Genomic DNA, 21,678 nt, shown 5'->3' on the forward strand with positions numbered 1-21,678 from the left:
CGCAGCCTAGCCGTAGATGTTACCGTGCCGGCGCGCTAAAGATAGTCCCAGCCGGTTGGTACATGGGCTGGCGGGCGGCGCTACACTCGCGGTTCTGGACGCGCGTGAAGCGCGCCGCATGATTTCAATCGCCCCGAACCCGCTGCCCTGCCGCCGATGAACAAAGCCATCGAACTGAAAAAAGCCAAGCGCACACCCTTACTCCTGTTGCTCGCGGCCGCCTGCGTTTTCGTGGTCACCGCGTTCATGCCGCGCGGCGTCTGGGTGGACGGCATCAAGGCGATCGCCGAGGCCGCGATGGTCGGCGCGCTCGCCGACTGGTTCGCCGTGGCCGCCCTGTTTCGCCGCGTGCCGATCCCGCTCGTCTCCGCCCATACCGCGATCATTCCGAGGAACAAGCACAAGATCGCCGACAACCTCGCGGTCTTCGTGAAGGACAAGTTTCTGGATGTGCCTTCGCTGGTCGGGCTGATCCAGAAACACGACCCGGCGCAAAGCATTACCGGCTGGCTCACGCAGCCGGCCAATACCGCGCGGTTAGGCGACTACGTCGTCAAACTGACCAGCGGCATTCTGGAATTGACCGACGACGTGCGCATTCAGGTCTTCATCAAGGACGCGCTGCGCGACGTGCTGGCCAAGGTGGACCTGTCGCAGTCGATGGGCGCCATTCTCGACACGCTCACCAAGGACGGCCGCCACCAGGAACTGCTCGACGCCGGTATCGAACAGGTCATCGGGCTGCTGCGCGAGCCGCAGGCGCGCGAGTTCATCGCCGAGCGCATCGTCGATTGGGTGAAGAGCGAATACCCGAAGATGGAGATGATCCTGCCTTCGGCATGGCTCAGCGAGAAAGGCGCGGAAGCGCTTGCCAACGCGGTCAACCGCATGCTCGAACAGATCAGCGAAAACCCGACGCACCAGCTTCGCGAGAAGTTCGATGACGCCGCGCACAAACTGATCGACAAGCTCAAGACCGATCCCGCCTTCCTGCAAAAAGGCGAGGAACTGAAACGCTACCTTGTGGAAGGCGACGCGCTCAGTTCGTATGTAAAAGACATGTGGGGCGAATTGCGCGCGTGGCTCAAGCGCGATCTGCAAAGCAGCGACTCGGCCTTGCATGCGCGTGTGATGGCGATGGGTCAATGGGTCGGACGCGAACTCGCGCACGATCCGGCGTTGCGCCAGTCGCTCAACGACCACCTCGAAGAAGCGGCGCGCACCATGGCGCCGGACTTTGCGCAATTCCTTACGCGGCATATCAGCGATACGGTCAAGAACTGGGACTCGCGCGACATGTCACGGCAGATCGAACTGAACATCGGAAAGGATCTGCAATACATACGGATTAACGGGACGATTGTCGGCGGCTTTATCGGCCTGCTGCTGTATGGGAGCTCGCAACTGTTCGAGCTGCTGCGCCTGCACTTGCGATAGGCGATAGACCCGTGAGGCGTCAAAGCGCCTACAATCCAGGCATATGACTTGCTCCAGCGCATTGCCCGGACGCCATCAGTTTGTCCGCGAGCGATCAGCATAAGAACAACAGCGCTTCTGAATCGGAACGTGTGCTCATGAAAATCTCGTTACCGCCAAATGGGCGGCCGAACCGCGTTTACCCGCCGGGCACGCCCAGCCTGCATGGCCTCGCTTCGGTGATCACCGGCGTGGTGGTGGTGTGCGGGCTGTACTTCGGCCGCGCGGTGTTGATCCCGATTACGCTGTCTGTGCTGCTCAGCTTCCTGCTCGCGCCGCTCGTGCAAATGTTGCGGCGTCTGCACATGGGGCAATTGCCCTCCATTTTCATTGCCGTGCTATTCGCATTGGCGAGCCTGCTCGCGGTCGGCGCGCTGATCGGCGCGCAGCTGGTGCAACTCGCGGGCGACTTGCCGCAGTATCAGGTGGCGATCGAGCAGAAGATTGAAACGGTTCAGGAAAAGACCGTCGGCCGCGCCGATTCGCTGATGAGCCGCGCCGCCGTCGCACTGCAGCGTGTGGCCCCGTCCAAACCGAACCCGCCGCGCCCCACCGGACGCGCGGCGCGCAACGCGCCCGCCGTGCCGCAGCCGGTGGAAGTGCATGAGCCTGCGCCCACGCCGATGCAGCTCGCGCAACGCGCGTTGTCGCCGGCCATCGCGCCGATCGAGACGACCTTTATCGTGCTGGTCGTGACGATATTTATCCTGCTGCAACGCGAGGATCTGCGCGACCGTTTGATCAGCCTGTTCGGTTCGCGCGATCTTCACCGTACCACGACCGCGATCAACGACGCCGCCGTGCGCCTAAGCCGCTACTTCGTCGCGCAACTGGGCGTGAACCTCAGCGCGGGCGGGGTGATCGCCATTGGGCTCGCGATTATCGGCGTGCCGGGTGCGCTGCTGTTTGGCGTGATCGCCGCCTTGCTGCGCTTCGTGCCGTATATCGGCATCTGGATCGCCGCGATTCTCGCGGTCTTCCTTGCTGCCGCGATTCAGCCGCAATGGACCATGGCGGTCTATACGCTGATTCTGTTCATCGTGGTCGACCTGGTGGCCGGGCAGATCGCCGAGCCTCTGCTGTACGGCCACCGCTCCGGGCTGTCGCCGCTCGCGGTGGTGGTCGCGGCGATTTTCTGGAGCTGGCTGTGGGGGCCGATCGGCCTCGTCCTGTCGACCCCGCTCACGTTGTGCGTGGTCACGATGGGGCGCTACGCGGACCGGCTGAACTTCCTCACGGTGCTGCTCGGCGATCAACCCGCGCTCACACCCGCGCAGAACTTCTATCAGCGTTTGCTGGCGGACGATCCGCACGAGGCCATCGTGCAGGCGGAGCGGTTGCTGCGCGAGATGTCGCTGATCGACTACTACGACACAGTCGTGCTCGAAGGCCTCAAGCTCGCCCGCAATGATGCGATGCGCGGCGTGCTGATGCCGGACCAGTTGCAGCGCGTCAACGACGCGCTGGTGGACATCGTCGAAAACCTGGAGATCGCGGACGGCTTGCCGGACCGCCTGGCGCGCACCGAAGCCGCCGACGCCGCGAGCGCGCTGCACGCGTCGGCCTCGGCTTCGGCCGATCTTTCCGAGCGGCACGGCAGCCCTGTTTCGGCCCATCCGCCAATGCCCCGCGCAGCCGAAAAAACGTCCGTGCTATGCGTGCCCGGTCGCGGTTCATTCGACGAAGTGACAACCGCGATCGCCGTGCAATTGCTCGGCCGCCAGAATCTCGCGCCGATGATGGCCACGCACTCGGGCTACCGGAGCGCGCGCGCCGACGAGCCGAGTTTCAAGGATGCGTCGGTCATCTGCATCGTCTCGCTCGACGCGCCGGAATCGCCGCCGTACTTGCGCAATATGCTGCGACGCACGCGGGAATGGCGCCCTCGCGCGACGCTCGTGCTCGGCGTGGGCGGCGCACCGGAGGGCGGCCCCGAGTCGGGCGCGACCGGCGCTTCGCACGCGGCGCCCACCTTCCGCGCGATGATCGAGGAATGCCTCGCGGCGTCCACCTTGCAGCATGCGCGCCACCCTTTGCACGTGGGCGGAGCGGATTGATCGCACGCCGGCAACCACGCGCGCGACCAGCGCGGCCGCGCGGGTACGCGTGCGCGCAAGCCTTAGCTCGTGATCCGACCGCGGACCTGCCCGGCCAGTCTGCACGTTGTACCCCGCCACCTGCTAGCCACGAACCCGAATCGCTCGACGACTATCTTGTGTCGCCTTGTAGAGCCGCTCGGTCCCGCTCCAATCCGGCAAGCGCGTCAGCGCCCCAACCGCCGCCAAGCGCCTTGTAAAGTGTAACAAGGGAGGTGTACTCATTGCTGCGGGTCTGCGCATAAGCCAGTTGCGCGCTGAACAGACTTCGCTCGGCATCGAGAACTTCCATATAGCTCGTGTAGCCGCCTTCATAGCGTTGTCGCGCGAGTCTCGCATAGGCGCTCAGCGCGTCCACCTGGCGAGATTGCGCGCTCAGCCTTTCACGTGACTTCTCGACGCCGAGAAGCGCGTCGCTGACCTCCTGGAATGCGGACTGAACAGCCTTCTGGTACGCATACAGCGCCTGTTGCTGACGCGCGTTGGCCTGCTCGACCTGCCCGGCAATGCTGCCGGCGGAGAAAATCGGCTGGGTCAGTGCGCCTGCAAACGCCCATGTGTTCGCCGGCCCGCTAAAGAGCCTGCTCAACTGCGTACTCGACGAGCCCAGCAGCCCGGTGAGCGAAATCTGCGGAAAATAAAGCGCGCGCGCGGCGCCGATCAACGCGTTGGCGGAAATCAGGTTCTGCTCGGCCTGCAACACGTCCGGACGGCGCTCGAGCAGCGCGGATGGCAAGCCTGCCGGCACGTTGGGAGACTGGAGTTCATCGAGCGTACGGCCGCGAAGAATCGGACCGGGGTTGAGGCCGAGCAATACCGAAAGCGCGTCTTCCTGTTGCCCGATCTGCGCCTCGATGGCGGGAATGTCCGCCAGCGACGCTTCGTATTCCGACTGACTCTGGGCCAGTTCGACCTGCGAAATCTGCCCACCCTTGAAGCGCAGTTCGAACACTTTCACCGAACTCTCGCGGCTCGCCGCGGTTGCCTTTGCAATCTCGAGTTGCTGATCCAGGCTGCGCAGATTGATGTAGGACGTGGCAACCGACGCCACCAGCGTGAGCATGGTGGCCCGTTGACCTTCCTCGCTAGCGAGCAGATTCGCGCGCGCGGCTTCGGTCTGACGCCGCACACGGCCGAAAACGTCGATCTCCCATGAGATGGGCAACGTGGCATTGAACGAGTTGTAGGCCGAGCCAAGACCCGCCGGCAACGACGCCTGCGCAAGCGGCGAGACATGCTGGCGACCGGCGTTGAAACCGGCGCTGATCTGCGGAAACAGTTGCGAGCGCGTGGTGACGAATTGACCGCGAAATTCGTCGACGCGGGCGGCTGCGATTTTCAGGTCCTTGTTCTGCGCGAGCGCCGTGGCAATGAGTTCGTTCAGCACTGGATCGCTGAACTGCGCCCACCACGCCGTATCGACGATTTTCGCCTGCGCGCCATCCGAAAAACGGAAGGTGGCCGGCGTGGCGATTGACGGCCGCGCATAGTCGGGGCCCATCACGCACCCGCTCAGACACAGGCAAAGCCCGAGTGCCGATACCCAGGAAACATTTGAACCGGCTGGACGCATGTCAATGACCCCGCTTCGTGCCGGGGTCCACACCGGTCGATCTGTTAGCCAATGAGGGCGAATCGGCCAGGCTCCCTTCACCTTGCCTCTCCGGCATCGCGCCTGCGTTCTTTTTGCCGGCGCGCCGCTCGTTCACCGATTCGAGCAGGAAGAAGAACATTGGAATAAAGAACACGGCGACGCCGGTCGCCCCCAACATGCCGCCGATCACCCCGGTGCCGATGGAATGCCGGCTGTTTTGCGACGCGCCGGTCGCGATAGCAAGCGGAACGCAGCCGAGAATGAAGGCGAACGACGTCATGACGATCGGCCGCAGCCGATCGCGGGCGGCGGTCACCGCGGCATCGAACGCCGCTGCGCCTTGGGCGCGATTCAGCACTGCAAACTCGAAAATGAGGATCGCATTTTTCGCCGCGAGTGCGACGAGCATGGTGAGACCGATCTGGAAGTAGACGTCGTTGTTCAAGCCTCTTATCAGGATGGCCAGCAAAGCGCCGAACAGAGCGAACGGCACCGCCATCAGAACGCCGACGGGCAAGCTCCAGCGTTCGTATTGCGCGGCCAGAATCAGGAACACCATCACCAGACCGAACACGAAAACGAGGCCCGACGTGCTGCCTGACTGGCGGGCCTCATAGGCTTCGCCGCTCCACCCCACGCCATATCCCGCGGGCATGGTTCGCGCAAGCTCCTCCAGCACGGCGATCACCTCGCCGGAGCTGTGGCCCGGTGCTGCATTGGCGGTGATCAGCACGGCGGGGAAATCGTTGAAGCGCGTCATCAGGGACGGTCCGGTCACGTACCGATACATCACGACCGATTTGAGCGGGACCATCGTGCCCGTGGTGCTGCGCACGAATACCTGCTCGAGATCCGCGGGCTTCAACCGGTACGAGGGCTCTGCCTGGAGAATGACCTGCCACAGACGGCTCGACTGATTGAACTGCGAAACGTACAGCGAGCCGAACAGGGTCTGCATCGTGCTGTACACCTCGTCGATCGGCACGCCGAGTGTGGCCGCCCTGTCGCGATCCACATCGACACGCAACTGCTGCGATGAGGCGTTGAAGGTCGACGTGACGCCCGCCAGTTCGGGGCGCGCCCTCGCCTTCGCGACAAAATCCTGCACGACCTGCGCGAGTTGCGCCGTAGTCCCGTCGCTTTTGCTCTGAATCCACATTTCGGTGCCGCCCGTCGTGCCGAGCCCGGGAATCGACGGCGGGTTGACCGGCACGACGATACCTTCCTTGATGCGCGACAGCGCCCGGTAAGCGCCGAGCAGCAACGCACGCGCATTCTGCGTGCGAATGTTCGCCCATGCATACCGCTCGTCGAAATCCTTCAGTCCGACAAAGAATGTCGATGCGTTATTCATTGTCTGATTGTCGAGCAGGCTGTAACCATCGACCACGGTGACGCTGCCCACCCCGGGTTGCTTCGCAAAGTAGTCGGTCACGCGCGACGACACCCGCCCGGTGCGATCGAGACTCGCCGAATCGGGCATGATGACTGCGCCGAGCAGGTAGCCCTGATCTTCAGGCGGCAGGAAAGCGTGCGGAATGGAGCGCATCATCGTGACGGCGAGCAGGAGCATGCCGGCGAATAGCAGCAGCGCAACGCCAAAGCGTCTGATGGTGAGCGACACGGCGCGGCCATAGCCCGCCGTGACCTGAGCGAAGGCGATATCGAACCACCTGAAAAAACGATGTTTTGCATGCGCTTGCGGTTTCAGCAGCACCGCAGCGAGCGCTGGCGACAATGTCAGGGCCACGACGCCGGAAAGGACCACGGAAATCGCAATGGTGATGGCAAACTGCTTGTACATCTGCCCGGTAATGCCGCCCAGAAATGCAACCGGCACGAATACCGCGCACATGACCAGCACGATCGTGACGACCGGGCCCGATACTTCATCCATGGCTCGCTTGGCCGCCGCGTTCGGCGAGAGGCCGGACTTGCGCATGTTGCGCTCGACGTTCTCGATCACGACGATCGCATCGTCCACCACGATGCCGATTGCCAGCACCATGCCGAACATGGTCAGCATGTTGATCGAGAAACCCAGAGCGGCCATGCCCATGAACGTCCCGAGGATCGAGACCGGCACCGCCAGCACCGGAATCAGCGTGGCGCGAAAGCTCTGCAAGAACATGAATACGACGATCACCACCAGCACGACGGCTTCGAAGAAAGTCTTCACCACGTCCGCGATCGACGCTCGCGTGAAGTCGGTGGTATCCATTGCGATGTTGTAGTCGATACCCTCCGGGAACGACCGTTTCATCTCAGCCAGCGTTGCGCGCACCTGCTTCGATACATCCAGCGCATTGGCGCCGGGCTGTTGATAGATCGCGATCACCGTAGCGGGCTTGCCCTGGAACCGGCTGCGTATCGAATAGTCTTTCTGCCCGAGTTCGGCCCGGCCGACGTCTTTTAAACGGACGATCGCCGCGCCGTTGCTCGACGCGCGAATAATGATGTTGTCGAATTCGGCGGGGTTGGCGAGCCGCCCACTCGTCGTCACCGCGAACGACTGTTCCACTGGCAGGCCCGTCGGCGCCTGGCCGAGACGCCCGACTGCGAACTGCTGATTCTGGTTCGCCACCGCGTTTTGCACGTCGGTAGCCGTAATACCGAGCTGCGCCATGCGATCCGGGCGCAACCAGATACGCATCGCGTAGTCGGGTGTGCCGAAGATGCTGGCCTGGTTCGCGCCCGGAATGCGCTTGAGCGCATCGAGCACATACACGTTCGCGTAGTTGGCGACGTAAGTCGAATCGAAGCGGTGATCGGGCGAGTACACCGCGATGACCATCATGAACGCGGACGATTTCTTCTGCACCTGCACGCCCTGCGATTGCACGGACTGCGGCAATTGCGGCAACGCGAGGTTGACGCGGTTCTGCACGTCCACCTGAGCCAGATCCGGATTGGTGCCGTTGCGGAAGAACGCGTTGATCGTCAAACTGCCGGTCGACGAACTCGACGAGGTCATGTAGATCATGTTGTCCGCACCGTTGACCTGCTGCTCGATAGGCGCGGCAACGTTGTTCGCCACCACGTCGGCACTGGCGCCCGGGTAGCTGGCGGTAATCGTGATTTGCGGCGGCGTGATGTCCGGGTACTGGGCGACGGGCAAGGCAAACATGGCCAACAGGCCGCCAAGCGCGATGACGATGGAGATGACCGACGCAAAGATCGGCCTGTCGATACAGTAATGGGAGAGCTTCATCCGGTTTGCCGCCTGGAGCGCGGAGTTAGTCCGCAGAGTTAACGCGGAGTTAACGCGGGATTAACGCGCGGAGTTCTGTTCGGATTGCTGTTGCGCAACGGGCGGCATGACTTTGGCGCGATGCTCCACGGAAGAAGCATTCCCCGTTATGCTGATCGCCGCATTGGGTGACAACCGTAGCGCCCCGTCCACAACGACTCTGTCGCCAGCGCGCAAGCCGTCGTTGATAAAGCAGTCATCGCCCTGCCATTCGCCCATCTCGACGACCCGTTGGTGGGGTTTGTTGTCTTTGTCGACCGTCCACACGAAATGGCTTTTTACGCCCTGCTGCACGGCCCGCTGGGGAAGTAGAACGGCATTCGGCCGCACGGCGCCGGACACCCTCGCGCGCACGAACTGGCCGGGGCGCAACGCACCTTTTTCATTCGCGAATACGGCTCGTACGAGGAACGTGCCGGTTTGCGCACTGAACACGGGATTGGCAAAGTCGATATGCCCGCGCGCGGGAAACGTCGAACCGTCAGCCAGCAACAGCGTGATCTCGAACTGGTCGTTAGCGGGAAAGCGCAACCGGCCTTTTGAAATCTGGTCGCGATACCGCAGCATCTCGTTCTCCGAGATGCTGAATTCGACCCACATCGGATCCATCTGGTAGACGTACGTCAACAGGCCAGACTGGGCCGGCGTGACATAGCTGCCTTCCTGCTGTCTTGCATAACTCGACAAGCCGGCGAGCGGCGACTTGATCGTGGTGTAGCCGAGGTTCAATCGCGCGGCCTCAACCTGCCCTTTCGCGGCGATGACAGCGGCCGCGGCCTCGCGCTCGCTGCCGGTCGCATCATCGAGATCCTTCTTGCTCAAGGCGTTCTGCGCGGCGAGAGGCATGACGCGCGCGAGATTGGCTTTCGCGACACCGAGCCGTGCCTGCTGCTGGGCCAGCGCGCCTTGTGCCGATTGCAACGCGGCCTCGAATGGCTTGGGATCCATCAGAAAGAGCGTCTGCCCCTGACGGACCATCTCGCCTTCGGTGTAGGCTCGCTTGTCGAGAAAACCATCCACGCGGGCGCGAATTTCCACGGCGCGCGAGCTTTGGGTCTGGGCAACAAACTCGAAGTCCACGGGCGTATCGCGTGGCGTCACGGTCGTGACCGTTACGTCGACCGGCTGGGAGGCTTCGGGAGCGGCGGGCTTGCCGCAGGCGGTGAGTAAAGCGAACAGACCCAACATAAGCGCTAGCCGTCCCCGCGTCTCACCGAGCAGGCGTTTCGGTGCGTTCAACGAGCGAATCAGGCATCGCAACAGCAAAACTGGCATGAACGGTCCGTGAAAAATAGTTCGACAGCCGGGCATGCGCGCCAAAGCAATTGATTGCGTGTGACCGCGCCGCAAGGCGCGGCCGTTAGTTGTGCGCGAATCAATTGCGCTGGCTGAAAACCGCTCACACCCCGAAAGACATGGTCGGTCGCATCAGCCCTGCAAACGGAAACAGCAGTCAGATCAGAACCGGTGACGGATGCCCGTGGTCACGAGGAACTGATTGCTCGCCGTGGACGGCGCCGAGGTGCCGTTGATCTGCACGGTGTTCAGGCCGCGACCGTTGTTCGCGCCAAGCTGCGTGACCGCTTCCGCATAAACGTCGGTACGCCTGGACAGCGAGTAGTCAGCCTGCAGTCCGAACTGATTCCAGTGGGCCGCGCCGGTATTCGTGTCGCTAGTGCCCGGCGCCGCGCGCAATGCCTGCGTGTAGGTGTAGGCCGCGCCCAGACCCAGTTCCGGCGTCAGGTTGTAGCGTGCATTGACCTCGTAGTTGTTATAGCGAACCGAGATATCCGAAAACTTGTCCTGGAAGCGGCTTTGCGTAAATACGGTGCCGAGAATGACCGGACCGAATGCGTAGCTTCCGCCGAGACCCCAGGTGCGTTGATTCTGAACGCCGCTGACGGCGGACGCCGCGAAGGTGCCGCCACTAACCGCGCCATTGCTCTGGTTCAGGTCCATGCCCTGGTACTGGAGATAGGCCGCACCCAGTTGCAAGCCACCGTTGCGGTAACCCGCACCGACGCTGTACGCCCGGTTGTCGGCGAAGCCCGCATTGTTCGAGAAGCCGTACAGGCCACTCATTGAGAAGCCGCCGTAGTTCGCGCTCTGGAACTTGACCGAGTTGTTGACGCTAATCGAGGAGTTGGCGTTGTCGTTGTCGCCCGGATGCGCGAAATACGTGCCGCCCCAGCTGCCGGCCGCCGTGAGCGGTGCAAGATAGTCGACTACGGAATCGTACTGGCGGCCGAACGAAACCGTGCCGTAATCGTTGGACAGGCCGACGTACGCCTGACGGTTGAACAGCTTGTTGGACACCGCCTGGTTGCCGTTGGCAATGTTGAAGCCGCTTTCCAGGTTGAAGACCGTTTTCAGTCCGCCACCCAGATCTTCGACACCGCGCAGGCCCCAGCGGCTCGGCTGGATGTTGCCGCCGGTCATGCCGAACATGGCCTTGCCATTCGTGACGCGCCCGTCGGACGTGACGGTGGAATCCTTGCTGACTTCGTTGCTCACGTACGTCAGACCGGCATCGACAATGCCGTAAAGCGTAACGCTGCTCTGGGCGTGCGCCGCGCACGCAAAAGTGGCGGATACGGCGGCCGCAGTAATGATTTTTTTCATTTGAAATACCTTGGCGTTTTATCTTAAAACTAAGTTGCCGACATAAGAACAAACCTGCCGCAACCAGGATGCACCCATCTCCAATTCATTTGAATTCGCATTGAAGACAGATTCTGCGTGCGATTTGAATTTTAGACGCCCGCCTTTGACGCAACCGCGCAAAACTATGCAAAAGTATTTTCAACTTATATTTGAGATATTCTTGCGAAGGACGGGCGAGGCCCACGCAGCGCAGGATGCGCATCGCTCATGCCCATTGCCGCTCGATACGACGCCAGGATTGACCGTTGCTGAAGCCCAACAAAACAAAACCCCGTCTTTTTTTGAGAACGAAATACCGATACCGTAAATCAAAATTAATTCACATTTAACCCGCCCATAAATCGCAGGCCGGGAGACCATTGATTATCTGTTAAAAACTAATATCTCAATTTTTCCGCACCTATCCGTTACAGCGTTGGTGATATCATGAATCAGCTTCAGGCAATGCGCGTATTTATCAACATCGCAGAAACCATGTCATTCGGACAGGCCGCGGCCAATCTCGGCATTTCGAATGCCATGGCCACGCGTTACCTCGAGCAACTCGAAGCTCACCTCAACACACGACTCGTCAATCGCAATACCCGCAGCCTCTCCCTGACCGAAGAGGGAGAGATCTACTCGAAGGGCTGCCGCAACGTTCTCGATGAAATCGAGGAGATCGAAATGGTTGCGATACGCGGCACGATCGAGCCGTCCGGTACCTTGCGAATCGCTGCCGGCGCGTCGTTCTCACTGTCCAGCCTGACACCCCTGCTACAGGAGTATCTGTTGCAGTATCCGAATGTCAGACTCTCGGTCACGCTGCTGCATCAGCACGTCGATTTTGTGAAGGAGGGCTTCGACGTCGGCATCGTGCTGCCCAAGCAGATCAGCGGCACCACGTTGATCAAACGCTCGTTGCTGAGTGTCCGTCCCATTGCCGTCGCGTCCCCCAGCTATCTCGCCGTGAAAGGCGTGCCGTCGCGGCCGGCGGATCTGACCTCCCACACCTTTCTCGCCCTCAGCGCCGCCTCGCATGACGGCAACTGGATCTTCGTTTCGCCGGATCGGCGCGAGAAACGCGTCACGCTCGACGCCGCGCTCGTGGTGAACAACGCCTTGATGCTGCGGCAAGCCGCGCTTGCGGGCATGGGGATCGCGGTCTTGCCTGAGAACCATGTGCTGACCGATTTGCGCAACGGCACACTCATGCAGGTGCTGACGGACTTCCGTATCACGAATGCCGACAAGGAGTTAGCGCTGGTGTATGCGGATCGCCGTCACATTTCCGCAAAAACCCGCTCGTTCGTCGACTTTTCGGTCGAGTGGTTTCGTACCAACGCGGACCGTTTGACCTCCATGCCGCCCGCTACCAAGTAGTGCGGCGCGCCGCCCTTCGGCCGGCCTTTCCGAGCAGGCGGCGCGGCCGCGCCATCCATGTCCGTACCCAAAATGAGGACAGCGCCGCATGCGCCCTCCTTCATACTTCGTTATCGATTCGCACCGCCTGTGAAGAGCTAACCGGCCCCGGCGGGCAATCCCGGCAGCGAAGATTCAGGAGACGCGCATGAACCGCCCCTTCAAACCCTATCCGTTTTCGCCCCGTCGTCACGAGGGCGTAGTGCCGCCGCTGGTCGACGGACGCGACCCGCTCAGGCGGCCCGTGGCAATCGTCGGCGGCGGCCCGGTCGGCATGACGCTGGCGCTCGCGCTGGCTCGCCAGGGCGTGCGCTCGGTACTGATCGAAGCCGACGACAGCGTATGTACCGGAAGCCGCGCGATCTGCATTTCGCGGCGCAGTCTGGAAATTTTCAAGCGCCTCGGCGTCGTACAAGGCTTCCTGCAAAAAGGCTTGCCGTGGGCCGGCGGCCGCAGCTTCTATCGCGACACCGAAGTGTTTCGCTTCGCCATGCATCATGACGACGAACAATCGCTGCCGCCCATGATCAATATCGCGCAATACCAGATCGAACAGTTGTTGCTCGACGAGGTGGAGCGGCATGCCGACCTGATCGATATGCGTTGGCAGACTCGCGTGACCGGCATCGAGCAGGAACCGGCGCAAGACGGCCGCGGCGAGCCGGACCGTGCGGCGGGCGCGACGCTCACGCTGCGCACGGGCGACACCGCGTGGCAGATGCACGCCGACTGGGTGGTCGCCTGCGACGGCGGCCGCAGCACGATTCGCGAGGCACTCGGCCTCAAGCTCACCGGCACCACGTACGAAGGCCGCTATGTGATCGTGGATATCGAGCTAAACAGCAAGCGCGCTACCGAGCGCCTCGCCTATTTCGATCCGCCGTCCAACCCCGGTTCGACGGTGCTGGTCCATAAGCAGCCTGACAACGTCTGGCGTATCGATTACCAGCTCCGCGACGACGAAGACCCAGAAGCCGCCGTCCTGCCCGAGAACGTCTTGCCGCGCGTGCAGAGCGTGCTCGACGCGATGAGCGAGACGGGCGAGTGGTCGCCGATCTGGATCACCGTCTACAAAGCGAACGCGTTGACGCTCGAACGCTACCGGCACGGCTCGGTGCTGTTCGCGGGCGATGCCGCCCATCTCGTACCAATTTTCGGCGTGCGCGGCGCCAATTCCGGTATCGACGACGCGGACAACCTCGGCTGGAAGCTGGCCTGCGTGGTGAACGGCGTGGCTTCGCCGCGGCTCCTCGACAGCTACAGCGCGGAGCGCGTCTTCGCGGCGCGTGAAAACCTGAGCTACGGCATGAAGAGTACGGAGTTCATGGCGCCGCCGTCATTCGCCTTCAATCTGATGCGCGAGGCCGTGCTCGGACTCGCCGAGCGGCACGCCGCCGTGCGTCCGCTGATCAATCCGCGGCAGACGCATGCCATCGCTTATACACAGTCGCCGCTCAACGAGGCCGCCGCGGACGCCGCCGGCTCGTTCAGCCGAGGCCCGGCGCCCGGCACCGTGTTGCCGGAATGCCGGCTCAAACGACTGGACGGCGGCGCGAGCGTCGATATCCATCTCACGGATCTGCTCGAGCCTTGCTTCACCGCGCTGCGCTTCGGCGCGAATGCCGATTCTGTGCAAGAGCATGCGTGGCAGGAATTGCAAGGCACGCTGGCCGAAAAAGGGATTCCGTTCAAAGCCATCACGCTGGCTAAGGACGAAACCGCACAGGCCGCCAACCCGACGATGCTCGATCACACCGGCCGCCTGCACGACATGCTCGACGCCACGCCCGGCACGGTCTATCTGATCCGGCCCGACGGCCATGTACTCGCCCGCTGGCGCAACGGCAGCGCGGCGGCCACGCAGCGCGCCATCAGCGCAGCGCTGACGATCTGATTCACGGAGACTCACATCATGACGGACAGCGACCTCGACCTGGTCTACACGACGCTGTGCAAGACCCTCACTAACGAAGGCGAAGCTCAAGCGCCGTTATATCTGGCGCGCCTCGCGATGCTGTGCCTCACCGAACTCGACGACCCGCAGCGGGCGTTGTCGTTGATCGAAGCGGCACGGCTGCCGGCTTCGACCGCGGTGACCGCATAAAGCGAAAAAAGCCGCCGCGCCCGGTATGGGCGCGGCGGCTTTCCTTCTGCTTTTTCTTCTGCTTTTTCTTCTGCTTTTCCTTCAGGCAGACATCACCGTTCGGCACAGCGCGTGCGGCTCATCCTTCATGCGGGTGTCACTGCTTCGGATACAACCCCAGCGTGCTCGCATGCAGACGCGCGAGGCCGAGCAACGCATCCGTGTTCGGCGTGGCAACGCCTGTCAGTTGCCCCAGTTCACGCACCGCCGCCACCAGCGCGTCGAGTTCGACCGCTTTACCCGCCTGCACGTCCTGCAGCATCGAGGTTTTCATCGCGCCGAGTTTGAGCGTGACCTCGTGACGGTCCGCCGGCTCCTGTTCGATCGGAATACCGAAGCGCGCGCCGATCTCCTTGGCCTCCAGCATGATGCTCGTCACGAAGTTGCGCGCCAGTTCGTCGCTGAGAATCCGGTCGGTGGTCGCGCCGGTGATGGCGCTGATCGGATTCATCGTCATGTTGCCCCACAGCTTGTACCAGACGTCGCGCTGAATCTGCGCCGACATCGTCGCCTTGAAGCCGGCCGCCGCGAGCGTGGCCGTGAGCGACGCGACGCGCTCGCTCGCCTGCCCTGACGCCTCGCCCACAATCAGCCCGTTGCCCTGATGATGACGGATCACGCCCGGCGCTTCGACGAGGCAACTGGCATGCACCACGCAGCCCACCGTTTGCGCGCTCGGAATCGCGGCGGCGATCGCACCGTCGGGATCGATCGACTTCAGGCGCTTGCCGGCGAAGTCGCGCCCGAGCCCGTCGCAGAACCACCACGGCACCCCGTTCATCGCAGTCAGCACGATGGTCTGCGCGCCGAGCAGCGGCCCGATCTGCCCGGCCACGGACGCCATGGCCGGCCCCTTGACGGCGACCACGACGAGGTCCTGCACACCGAGATCCGCGGGATTGTCGCTCGCCCTCACCTGCACAGCATGCGTCACGCCGCCATCGATCAGACGCAGGCCGTGCTCGCGCAGCGCGGCCAGCGTCTCGCCGCGCGCCACCACGCTCACGTCATGGCCGGCCTGCGCGAGCTTCACTCCCATCCAGCCGCCGATCGCGCCTGCGCCGTAGATAGCTACTTTCATCGTTTCAATCCTTGTAACTGGCGTCGATGCGGTCCACTCGCCGCACCAGCGCATCGAACACATCCTGCCCCGCGCCGTGACGCGGATCGAACTGCAGCGCGTCGCGCGAACAGCGAATCGCGACGTCTTCCGACACCGGCCGCGCCCGGCCCATCGCAAACGTCGCCATCTGGATTTCGCAGGCGCGGTTCAGCGTCCACAGAATCGCGAAAGTCTGCGGCAACGTGTGGCCCCACGCAAGCAGGCCATGATTGCGCAGGATCACCGCCTGCCGGTCGCCGATATGTTCGAGCAGCCGCGGACCTTCTTCCGCATGCACGGTGATGCCCTCGAAGTCGTGATACGCAATGCGGTCGTGCAATTGCGCGCTGTAGAAATTGGTTTGCTGCAAACCGTCTTCCAGACAGGCCACGGCGACGCCCGCCGTGGTGTGCGTATGCATTACGCAGTGCGCATCCGGCAAGCCTTCGTGAATCGCCGCATGCACGACGAACCCGGCCGGATTCACCGGATACGGCGAGTGGTCGAGCACGCGTCCGCGTGCATCGATCTTCACGAGGTTGCTTGCCGTCACTTCGCTATAGTGCAGCCCGAACGGATTGATCAGGAACTGGCGTTCGCCACCGCTCACACTGGCGGGAACGCGCAGCGTGATGTGGTTGTAGATCATCTCGGTCCAGCCGAGCAGGTCGAAAATGCGATAGCACGCGGCGAGCTGCACGCGCGCCTGCCATTCGTCCGGATGCATCGCGTGGGCCTTCGGCGCGCTCGGCGCCTGGATGTCGAGAGTGGTCATGTGCAGCTCCATTGTTATCGTTCTATTGATCGAAAGTATCGCGCTTATGCGCCCGACACCACGGCCGCGATCGACGACGCCACATAATCCGCGTTGCGTGCGTTCAGTCCGGCCACGCACATGCGCCCGGAGCGCAGCACGTACACCGCGTATTCGCTGCGCAGGCGCTCCACCTGGCTTTCGCTCAAGCCGGTGTAGGTGAACATGCCGCGCTGCGCGAGGTAGCGCGCGCCCATGACTTCGTCCACACGGCCTTCGAGGCCGGCGTGGATCGTGCCGCGCATGGCGAGAATCCGCTCGCGCATGGCGGCGAGTTCCGCTTCCCACGAAGCACGCAACGACGCATCGGCCAGCACGTTGGCGACGAGCCGCGCGCCGTGCGTGGGCGGATTGCTGTAGTTCGCGCGCACCGTCGACATCAATTGACCGAGCACGCGGCCCGCCTCTTCCGCGCTCTTGCAGACTACGCTCAACGCGCCGACGCGCTCGCCGTACAGCGAAAAATTCTTCGAGAACGAATTCGCGGCGATCAGCGGAACGCCCGCGTCGGCCAACAGGCGCACGCAGGCGGCGTCTTCTTCCAGACCCGCGCCGAAACCCTGGTATGCCATATCCACGAAGGCGATCAGCTTGCGGCGCTGCAGAACCGGCACCAGTTCCGCCCATTGCGCCGGACTCAGATCGACGCCGGTCGGGTTATGGCAGCAGGCGTGCAGCAGCACCACGCTCTGTTCCGGCAAGCGGCTGATCGTGTCGATCATGTCGGCGAAACGCAATCCGCCGGTGAGTTCGTCGTAGTACGGATAGGTGTTGACCGTCAGCCCCGCGCCTTCGAATACCACGCGATGGTTTTCCCAGCTCGGGTCGCTGATCCAGATCTGCGAGCCCGGGAAATAGCGCTTCAGGAAATCGGCGCCGACCTTCAATGCGCCCGATCCGCCGATGGTTTGCAACGTCGCGATCCGCCCCGCCGCGCGCGCCTCGCTGTTCGTGCCGAATACCAGCGCCTGTGCCGCATCGCGATAGAGCGGCAGGCCGGCCATCGGCAGATACGAGCGCGGGCCGATCGAGTCGAGCAGCGCGGTTTCGGCCCGGCGCACGGCGTCCATGACCGGCAGCTTGCCGGCGTCGTCGAAATAGATGCCGATGCTCAAATTGACCTTGTTCGACCGGGGGTCGAGTTGAAAGTCTTCATTCAGGCTCAGGATCGGATCGCCTGGATAAGCGGGAATATGGTCGAACATGGTGAATCCTTGAATAGGGCCTCGTGGCGGCCTCGGTTTGGCGCGGTGGCGTACCGCACTGCACTGCACAGCGCATCCCGGTTTGTGCAGCGGCGTGCGTCCCGACTTGTGCAGCGGCGTGCGCGGCGGCTTTGCTCACGACACGGCGTGACGGAAGTCTAAGGGGGTTTGGCTGAGTGCGTCGATTGGGACAAGTCTCCGCGAACCGCACGCGGTACACAATCAATCGATTTTTCACGATTCGTTAGTTTTTCTTTAGAATCGCCAGATGCCACTCACGCGCGTCACCATCCGCCAGTTCGAAGCCTTTCTCGCTATCGTCGATTTGCATAGCATCGGCGCGGCGGCGGAACGGCTCGGGCTGACTTCTTCGGCGGTCAGCCAGCTGCTGGGCGACCTCGAAACGGAACTCGGCTTCCGGCTCTTCGACCGGACCACACGGCGCGTGAATCTGTCGAGCGCGGGCCAGGATTTTCTGTCGTCGGCGGAATCGGTGTTGCGCCATGTGCGCGCCGCCGCGCAATCCGCCGACGATATCCGCAACCGCGCCGCCGGCATCGTGCGGATCGGTGCGCCCCTGGTGCTGGCGGCGACCGCGCTGCCCGCCGCCATCGCCGACTACGCACGCGACAAACCGAAGGTCGTGGTCCGCATTTGCGACACCGTGGTCGAGCAACTGGTGGAGCGCGTGGAAAGCGGCGACGTGGACCTCGCGATCGGCCCCGACCGTCAAAGCGGCGCGCGCGTGCGTTGCGATCCGGCGTTCGCGAGCCCCTGGGTGATGTGGTGCGCGCCGAGCCATCCGTTGAACGCGCGCCGCCGCGTGCAGTGGCCGCATTTGCGCGGCGTGCCGATCATCGCCACCGGCCGCGACCACGAACGCGCAGTCGGGCAGATGCTGGCCAACCTGCCGGTGGAGGCGCGCATCATTCCCGTAGATGTCGTAGACAATGTGACCACGGCGTTCGGCCTTGCCGCGCAGGGGCTGGCCGTCACGCTCGCGCCCGCCTACGTTGCGCCATTGGCGCGCAGCTTCGGGCTGGTCATGAAGCGCATTGTCGATCCGGAAACGATCCGCGAAGTGTGCGTGTATCGTTCCACCGAGCGCGCGCTGTCGCCGCCCGCCGACGGCTTCGCGGATTTCATCATGCCGTGGTTGAAACGCTGGGATCGCGAGACACAGGCCGACGCGCGATCAAGGCGCGTATGACGCGCAGCAGCAGCGGCAGCAGCGACAGCCCGTCGGCTCAGGCCCGCTCGGGCACCATGCACAACGCGAACAGCTGGCGTTGGCTCGATATCCCGAGGCGCGCGTAGGCGCGCTTCTGGTAGGTGATCACACTGGCAGGCTTGACGCCCATACGCTGTGCGATTTCAACGGCGCTCGCGCCTTCGAGCGTGCCGCGCAGCACGTCGAGTTCGCGCGGCGTGAGTGCGGGGCAAGCGCGCCTGACACGCGCCAGCATCGCCGCGGCCGAACCCTGCTGATGCTGAGCATTCAATGCGTAATGGCCCTTGGCCGCGTGCGCGAACAAGGGCGCGAGACTCTCCACGCGCTCCAGTTCACCGGGCTGAAACACGCCATAGGCGCGGTCGCGGTATAAATTGATCGACAGCCAGACGCTTTCCATGGGCTGCACGAGCAACGATAACCGGTCGGACACATTCGGCTGCGCGTAGCAGGCGGCGCGATAGGCCTCGTTTTCGATCTCGTCGCTATGCTGCTGGTGCAGCACCAGTGCGTCGCGAGCCGGTTTTTCATGCGAGCGGCCGATGATCGCGCGGTTGCCGTCGAGTGCATAGAAATGCGTGGCATAGCGATCCGCGATGTCACGCAGAAAACGGCCGCCGCGATGATCGGCGGCGGAAACCGTGCGCGGCCGCGCGTCGAATTCGTAAGCGAAGATGGTGCACTGCGAAACCGGCAGCGTATCGCCGACCGTTTTCAGTATGCTGGCGGCGAACGCGTCGGCATCCGCATGCGAAATCGACATGACGAGTTCAGTCGCACGCGAGGTGCTGATCTGTTCGCTGCGGTGCGGTGGAGAAATGCGCCAGGAACGCATGATGGGATACGGGTTGCCGTGCTGGGTTCGGTCCTGGAAGCGTAGCACAGCGCCACGCGGGAGCCGTTTTTCGCCGCCGGTTCAGCACCGCCGAACGATCACGCTCACTTGCGCGTGAACGACCCGCGTTGGAACGTGACCATTCTCGGCAACTCGATCGTGAAGACCGTGCCCGTGGCTTCGTCTGAATGCACGCTGACGTTGCCGCCGTGCATGCGGGCGATCTCCTGCACGATATGAAGGCCGAGCCCCAGCCCTTCACGCGAACGTGCGCCGCTATTGTTCGGCCCGAACGCCTTGAACAGGTGCGGAAACACCTCGGGCGGAATGGTCCCGCGATTGGCGACCTTCAGGCGCACTGAATCGACCGCTTCGCCATCCACTTCGACACCGATATCGCCGCCCGGCACGCCGTGATGCAGCGCATTGCTCACCAGATTCGACACGGCCTGCCAGACGAGGTCGGTGTCCCACGCGCCCGCGGTATTGCCGCGGCTCGCGAACACGATCCGCTTGCCGTTCTCCCGCGACGCGAACTCGTCGATCACCGAGCGGCACAGCGTCGCCAACTCGATCGAGCGCGGCTGCAACGGCAGGCGCCCGCCCTGCAAACGGGCCAGATTGAGCAACTGGTCGACCATGCGCGCCATGCGCAGCGAACTGTTCTTCACGCGCGCGGCGACAGTTGCCGATTGTTCGTCGGCGGCCGTGCGCATCAGGTATTCCGCCGACGCCAGCACGGCACCGAGCGGCGTGCGCAAATCGTGACTCAGCACCGCCATCAGCATCTCGTTGGCTTCCAGCATTTGCCGCGTGGTGACGAGCTGCGCGGCCAGTTGCCGTTTCTGCTGTTCGAGTTGCACGAACACATCGACCTTCGATTGCAGAATGCGCGGATCGAACGGCTTGTACAGGAAATCGACCGCGCCGGCCTCATAACCACGGAAGGTGCGCGAAGCATCCTGGGCGGTCGCCGTCAGAAAGATGATCGGCACGTGCGAGGTTCGCGGGCTGCCGCGCATCAGCGCGGCCAGTTCGAAGCCGTTCATGCCGGGCATGTTGACATCGAGAATCGCCAGCGCGACTTCGTGCTTGAGCAGCAGGTCGAGCGCCGCCGTGCCCGAATCGGCCACCAGCACGGCCAGATCCGGCCGCGCCAGCAAGGCCTCGAGCGCCGTGATGTTGTGGACGATGTCGTCGACGATGAGAATGTTCACGGGTGAATTCGTCATGGCATCGGGTCAAGAGAGGCCGGCAATGCGGCAAGCCGCCGGGCCATGGTTTCAGGAGTGTAAATAAATTGCGCCGCGCCGCGCTCAATCGCGGCACGCGGCATTTCAGGGGAGCCGGCGGTGTCCGGCGCCTGCACCCAGGTGGTGCCGCGCAGCGCACGCACCCGCTTCAGGCCTTGCGCGCCGTCGTCGTTGGCGCCGGACAGCAGGATCGCCAGCAGGCGCTCGCCATACACGGCGGCGGCCGACTCGAACAGCACGTCGATCGAGGGGCGCGAAAAGCGCACGGCGGCGTCGGTGGAGAGCGCGACAGTGCGGTCCACTTCCACCAGCATGTGATAGCCAGGCGGTGCAATATGCACGCGGCCCGCCATGATGCGTTCGCCCGCATCGGGCTCGAGCACCGGCAAAGCACAGCGGTGCGCGAACGCGCCCACCAGATAGCTGGGTGAATCAGGCGGCAGGTGCGTGACGATCATGACGGCCGCGGCAAAGTCCACGGGCAGCGCGCCGAGCAGCACGTTCAGCACTTCGATGCCGCCCGCCGAGGCGCCGATCACGACGAGCTCGCAACCGCGTGCCGCTTCGGCACGCGGTTGAGGGTCGGCAGCAGGTTGAACAGATGAGCGTGGCAT

At 63.2% G+C, this 21,678-nt stretch carries 16 protein-coding genes; 6 read left to right on the forward strand and 10 right to left on the reverse strand.

Translation table 11 applies throughout. The features are described 5' to 3' along the window. Positions 1-156: 156 nt before the first annotated feature. Positions 157-1,437 (forward strand): DUF445 domain-containing protein, encoded by a 1,281-nt coding sequence (locus P0D68_RS16090; protein ID WP_408297621.1) that lies wholly within the window; start codon positions 157-159, stop codon positions 1,435-1,437. Between the two features lie 137 nt (positions 1,438-1,574). Then, positions 1,575-3,533 carry an AI-2E family transporter gene (locus P0D68_RS16095; RefSeq protein WP_408297619.1) on the forward strand — a complete coding sequence of 653 codons (1,959 nt, stop codon included), beginning with the start codon at positions 1,575-1,577 and terminating at the stop codon, positions 3,531-3,533. 151 nt (positions 3,534-3,684) lie between these two features. On the opposite strand, the gene P0D68_RS16100 is transcribed toward P0D68_RS16095, so the two are convergent. The 4 genes from P0D68_RS16100 to P0D68_RS16115 all read right to left on the reverse strand — a co-directional run bounded on the left by P0D68_RS16100 (position 3,685) and on the right by P0D68_RS16115 (position 11,038). Further along, positions 3,685-5,145, reverse strand: a complete 1,461-nt coding sequence (locus P0D68_RS16100) for an efflux transporter outer membrane subunit (protein ID WP_408297617.1) — start codon at positions 5,143-5,145, stop codon at positions 3,685-3,687. 1 nt (position 5,146) lies between these two features. Then, positions 5,147-8,377 (reverse strand): efflux RND transporter permease subunit, encoded by a 3,231-nt coding sequence (locus tag P0D68_RS16105; protein WP_408297615.1) that lies wholly within the window; start codon positions 8,375-8,377, stop codon positions 5,147-5,149. Between the two features lie 60 nt (positions 8,378-8,437). Next, on the reverse strand, positions 8,438-9,691 hold the full coding sequence (locus P0D68_RS16110; protein ID WP_408297613.1) for an efflux RND transporter periplasmic adaptor subunit: 1,254 nt from the start codon (positions 9,689-9,691) through the stop codon (positions 8,438-8,440). Positions 9,692-9,874: 183 nt separating this feature from the next. Further along, positions 9,875-11,038, reverse strand: coding sequence for a porin (locus P0D68_RS16115; protein WP_408468669.1), 1,164 nt, complete (start codon positions 11,036-11,038; stop codon positions 9,875-9,877). Positions 11,039-11,506: 468 nt separating this feature from the next. Between P0D68_RS16115 and P0D68_RS16120 the strand changes: the two genes are divergently transcribed. From P0D68_RS16120 to P0D68_RS16130, 3 genes are all read left to right on the forward strand, one after another. After that, a complete protein-coding gene (locus P0D68_RS16120) occupies positions 11,507-12,442 on the forward strand; it encodes a LysR family transcriptional regulator (protein ID WP_408297609.1) in 936 nt (311 codons plus the stop codon). A 187-nt stretch (positions 12,443-12,629) separates the two neighbouring features. After that, entirely contained in the window at positions 12,630-14,375 is a 1,746-nt protein-coding gene (locus P0D68_RS16125) for an FAD-dependent oxidoreductase (protein WP_408297607.1), read from the forward strand. 18 nt (positions 14,376-14,393) lie between these two features. Continuing rightward, complete coding sequence (locus tag P0D68_RS16130) at positions 14,394-14,585, forward strand: hypothetical protein (protein ID WP_091808128.1); 192 nt, start codon at positions 14,394-14,396, stop codon at positions 14,583-14,585. Positions 14,586-14,721: 136 nt separating this feature from the next. Here P0D68_RS16130 and P0D68_RS16135 read toward each other — a convergent pair whose 3' ends face one another. The 3 genes from P0D68_RS16135 to P0D68_RS16145 are packed head-to-tail and all read right to left on the reverse strand — an operon-like array spanning position 14,722 to position 17,745. Then, positions 14,722-15,705, reverse strand: a complete 984-nt coding sequence (locus P0D68_RS16135) for a 2-dehydropantoate 2-reductase (RefSeq protein ID WP_408297605.1) — start codon at positions 15,703-15,705, stop codon at positions 14,722-14,724. Positions 15,706-15,709: 4 nt separating this feature from the next. Then, the gene (locus P0D68_RS16140) at positions 15,710-16,501 is read right to left on the reverse strand and encodes a class II aldolase/adducin family protein (RefSeq protein ID WP_408297603.1); all 792 of its coding nucleotides are present in this window, start codon (positions 16,499-16,501) and stop codon (positions 15,710-15,712) included. A 44-nt stretch (positions 16,502-16,545) separates the two neighbouring features. Next, positions 16,546-17,745 carry an amino acid aminotransferase gene (locus tag P0D68_RS16145; protein WP_408468672.1) on the reverse strand — a complete coding sequence of 400 codons (1,200 nt, stop codon included), beginning with the start codon at positions 17,743-17,745 and terminating at the stop codon, positions 16,546-16,548. Positions 17,746-18,013: 268 nt separating this feature from the next. Here P0D68_RS16145 and P0D68_RS16150 point away from each other — a divergent pair, with 268 nt between their 5' ends. Next, positions 18,014-18,955 carry a LysR family transcriptional regulator gene (locus tag P0D68_RS16150; protein ID WP_091808118.1) on the forward strand — a complete coding sequence of 314 codons (942 nt, stop codon included), beginning with the start codon at positions 18,014-18,016 and terminating at the stop codon, positions 18,953-18,955. Positions 18,956-18,992: 37 nt separating this feature from the next. On the opposite strand, the gene P0D68_RS16155 is transcribed toward P0D68_RS16150, so the two are convergent. From P0D68_RS16155 to P0D68_RS16165, 3 genes are all read right to left on the reverse strand, one after another. Beyond that, entirely contained in the window at positions 18,993-19,811 is an 819-nt protein-coding gene (locus P0D68_RS16155) for a helix-turn-helix transcriptional regulator (RefSeq protein WP_408297599.1), read from the reverse strand. A 104-nt stretch (positions 19,812-19,915) separates the two neighbouring features. Continuing rightward, positions 19,916-21,043 (reverse strand): hybrid sensor histidine kinase/response regulator, encoded by a 1,128-nt coding sequence (locus tag P0D68_RS16160; RefSeq protein WP_091808113.1) that lies wholly within the window; start codon positions 21,041-21,043, stop codon positions 19,916-19,918. Next, entirely contained in the window at positions 21,040-21,678 is a 639-nt protein-coding gene (locus P0D68_RS16165; protein WP_408297597.1) for a chemotaxis protein CheB, read from the reverse strand. The genes P0D68_RS16160 and P0D68_RS16165 overlap by 4 nt, the downstream gene beginning before the upstream one ends.

The sequence above is a fragment of the Paraburkholderia sp. RL17-380-BIE-A genome, from assembly GCF_046028085.1.
In the GTDB taxonomy this organism is placed as follows: Bacteria; Pseudomonadota; Gammaproteobacteria; order Burkholderiales; family Burkholderiaceae; genus Paraburkholderia.

Excerpts from the sequence above, each read along its gene's own strand:
- P0D68_RS16090 (WP_408297621.1), top strand. The coding sequence starts at position 157 with ATGAACAAAGCCATCGAACTGAAAAAAGCCAAGCGCACACCCTTACTC.
- P0D68_RS16095 (WP_408297619.1), top strand. The coding sequence starts at position 1,575 with ATGAAAATCTCGTTACCGCCAAATGGGCGGCCGAACCGCGTTTACCCG.
- P0D68_RS16100 (WP_408297617.1), bottom strand. The coding sequence starts at position 5,145 with ATGCGTCCAGCCGGTTCAAATGTTTCCTGGGTATCGGCACTCGGGCTT.
- P0D68_RS16105 (WP_408297615.1), bottom strand. The coding sequence starts at position 8,377 with ATGAAGCTCTCCCATTACTGTATCGACAGGCCGATCTTTGCGTCGGTC.
- P0D68_RS16110 (WP_408297613.1), bottom strand. The coding sequence starts at position 9,691 with ATGCCAGTTTTGCTGTTGCGATGCCTGATTCGCTCGTTGAACGCACCG.
- P0D68_RS16115 (WP_408468669.1), bottom strand. The coding sequence starts at position 11,038 with ATGAAAAAAATCATTACTGCGGCCGCCGTATCCGCCACTTTTGCGTGC.
- P0D68_RS16120 (WP_408297609.1), top strand. The coding sequence starts at position 11,507 with ATGAATCAGCTTCAGGCAATGCGCGTATTTATCAACATCGCAGAAACC.
- P0D68_RS16125 (WP_408297607.1), top strand. The coding sequence starts at position 12,630 with ATGAACCGCCCCTTCAAACCCTATCCGTTTTCGCCCCGTCGTCACGAG.
- P0D68_RS16130 (WP_091808128.1), top strand. The coding sequence starts at position 14,394 with ATGACGGACAGCGACCTCGACCTGGTCTACACGACGCTGTGCAAGACC.
- P0D68_RS16135 (WP_408297605.1), bottom strand. The coding sequence starts at position 15,705 with ATGAAAGTAGCTATCTACGGCGCAGGCGCGATCGGCGGCTGGATGGGA.
- P0D68_RS16140 (WP_408297603.1), bottom strand. The coding sequence starts at position 16,501 with ATGACCACTCTCGACATCCAGGCGCCGAGCGCGCCGAAGGCCCACGCG.
- P0D68_RS16145 (WP_408468672.1), bottom strand. The coding sequence starts at position 17,745 with ATGTTCGACCATATTCCCGCTTATCCAGGCGATCCGATCCTGAGCCTG.
- P0D68_RS16150 (WP_091808118.1), top strand. The coding sequence starts at position 18,014 with ATGCCACTCACGCGCGTCACCATCCGCCAGTTCGAAGCCTTTCTCGCT.
- P0D68_RS16155 (WP_408297599.1), bottom strand. The coding sequence starts at position 19,811 with ATGCGTTCCTGGCGCATTTCTCCACCGCACCGCAGCGAACAGATCAGC.
- P0D68_RS16160 (WP_091808113.1), bottom strand. The coding sequence starts at position 21,043 with ATGACGAATTCACCCGTGAACATTCTCATCGTCGACGACATCGTCCAC.
- P0D68_RS16165 (WP_408297597.1), bottom strand. The coding sequence starts at position 21,678 with ATGCCACGCTCATCTGTTCAACCTGCTGCCGACCCTCAACCGCGTGCC.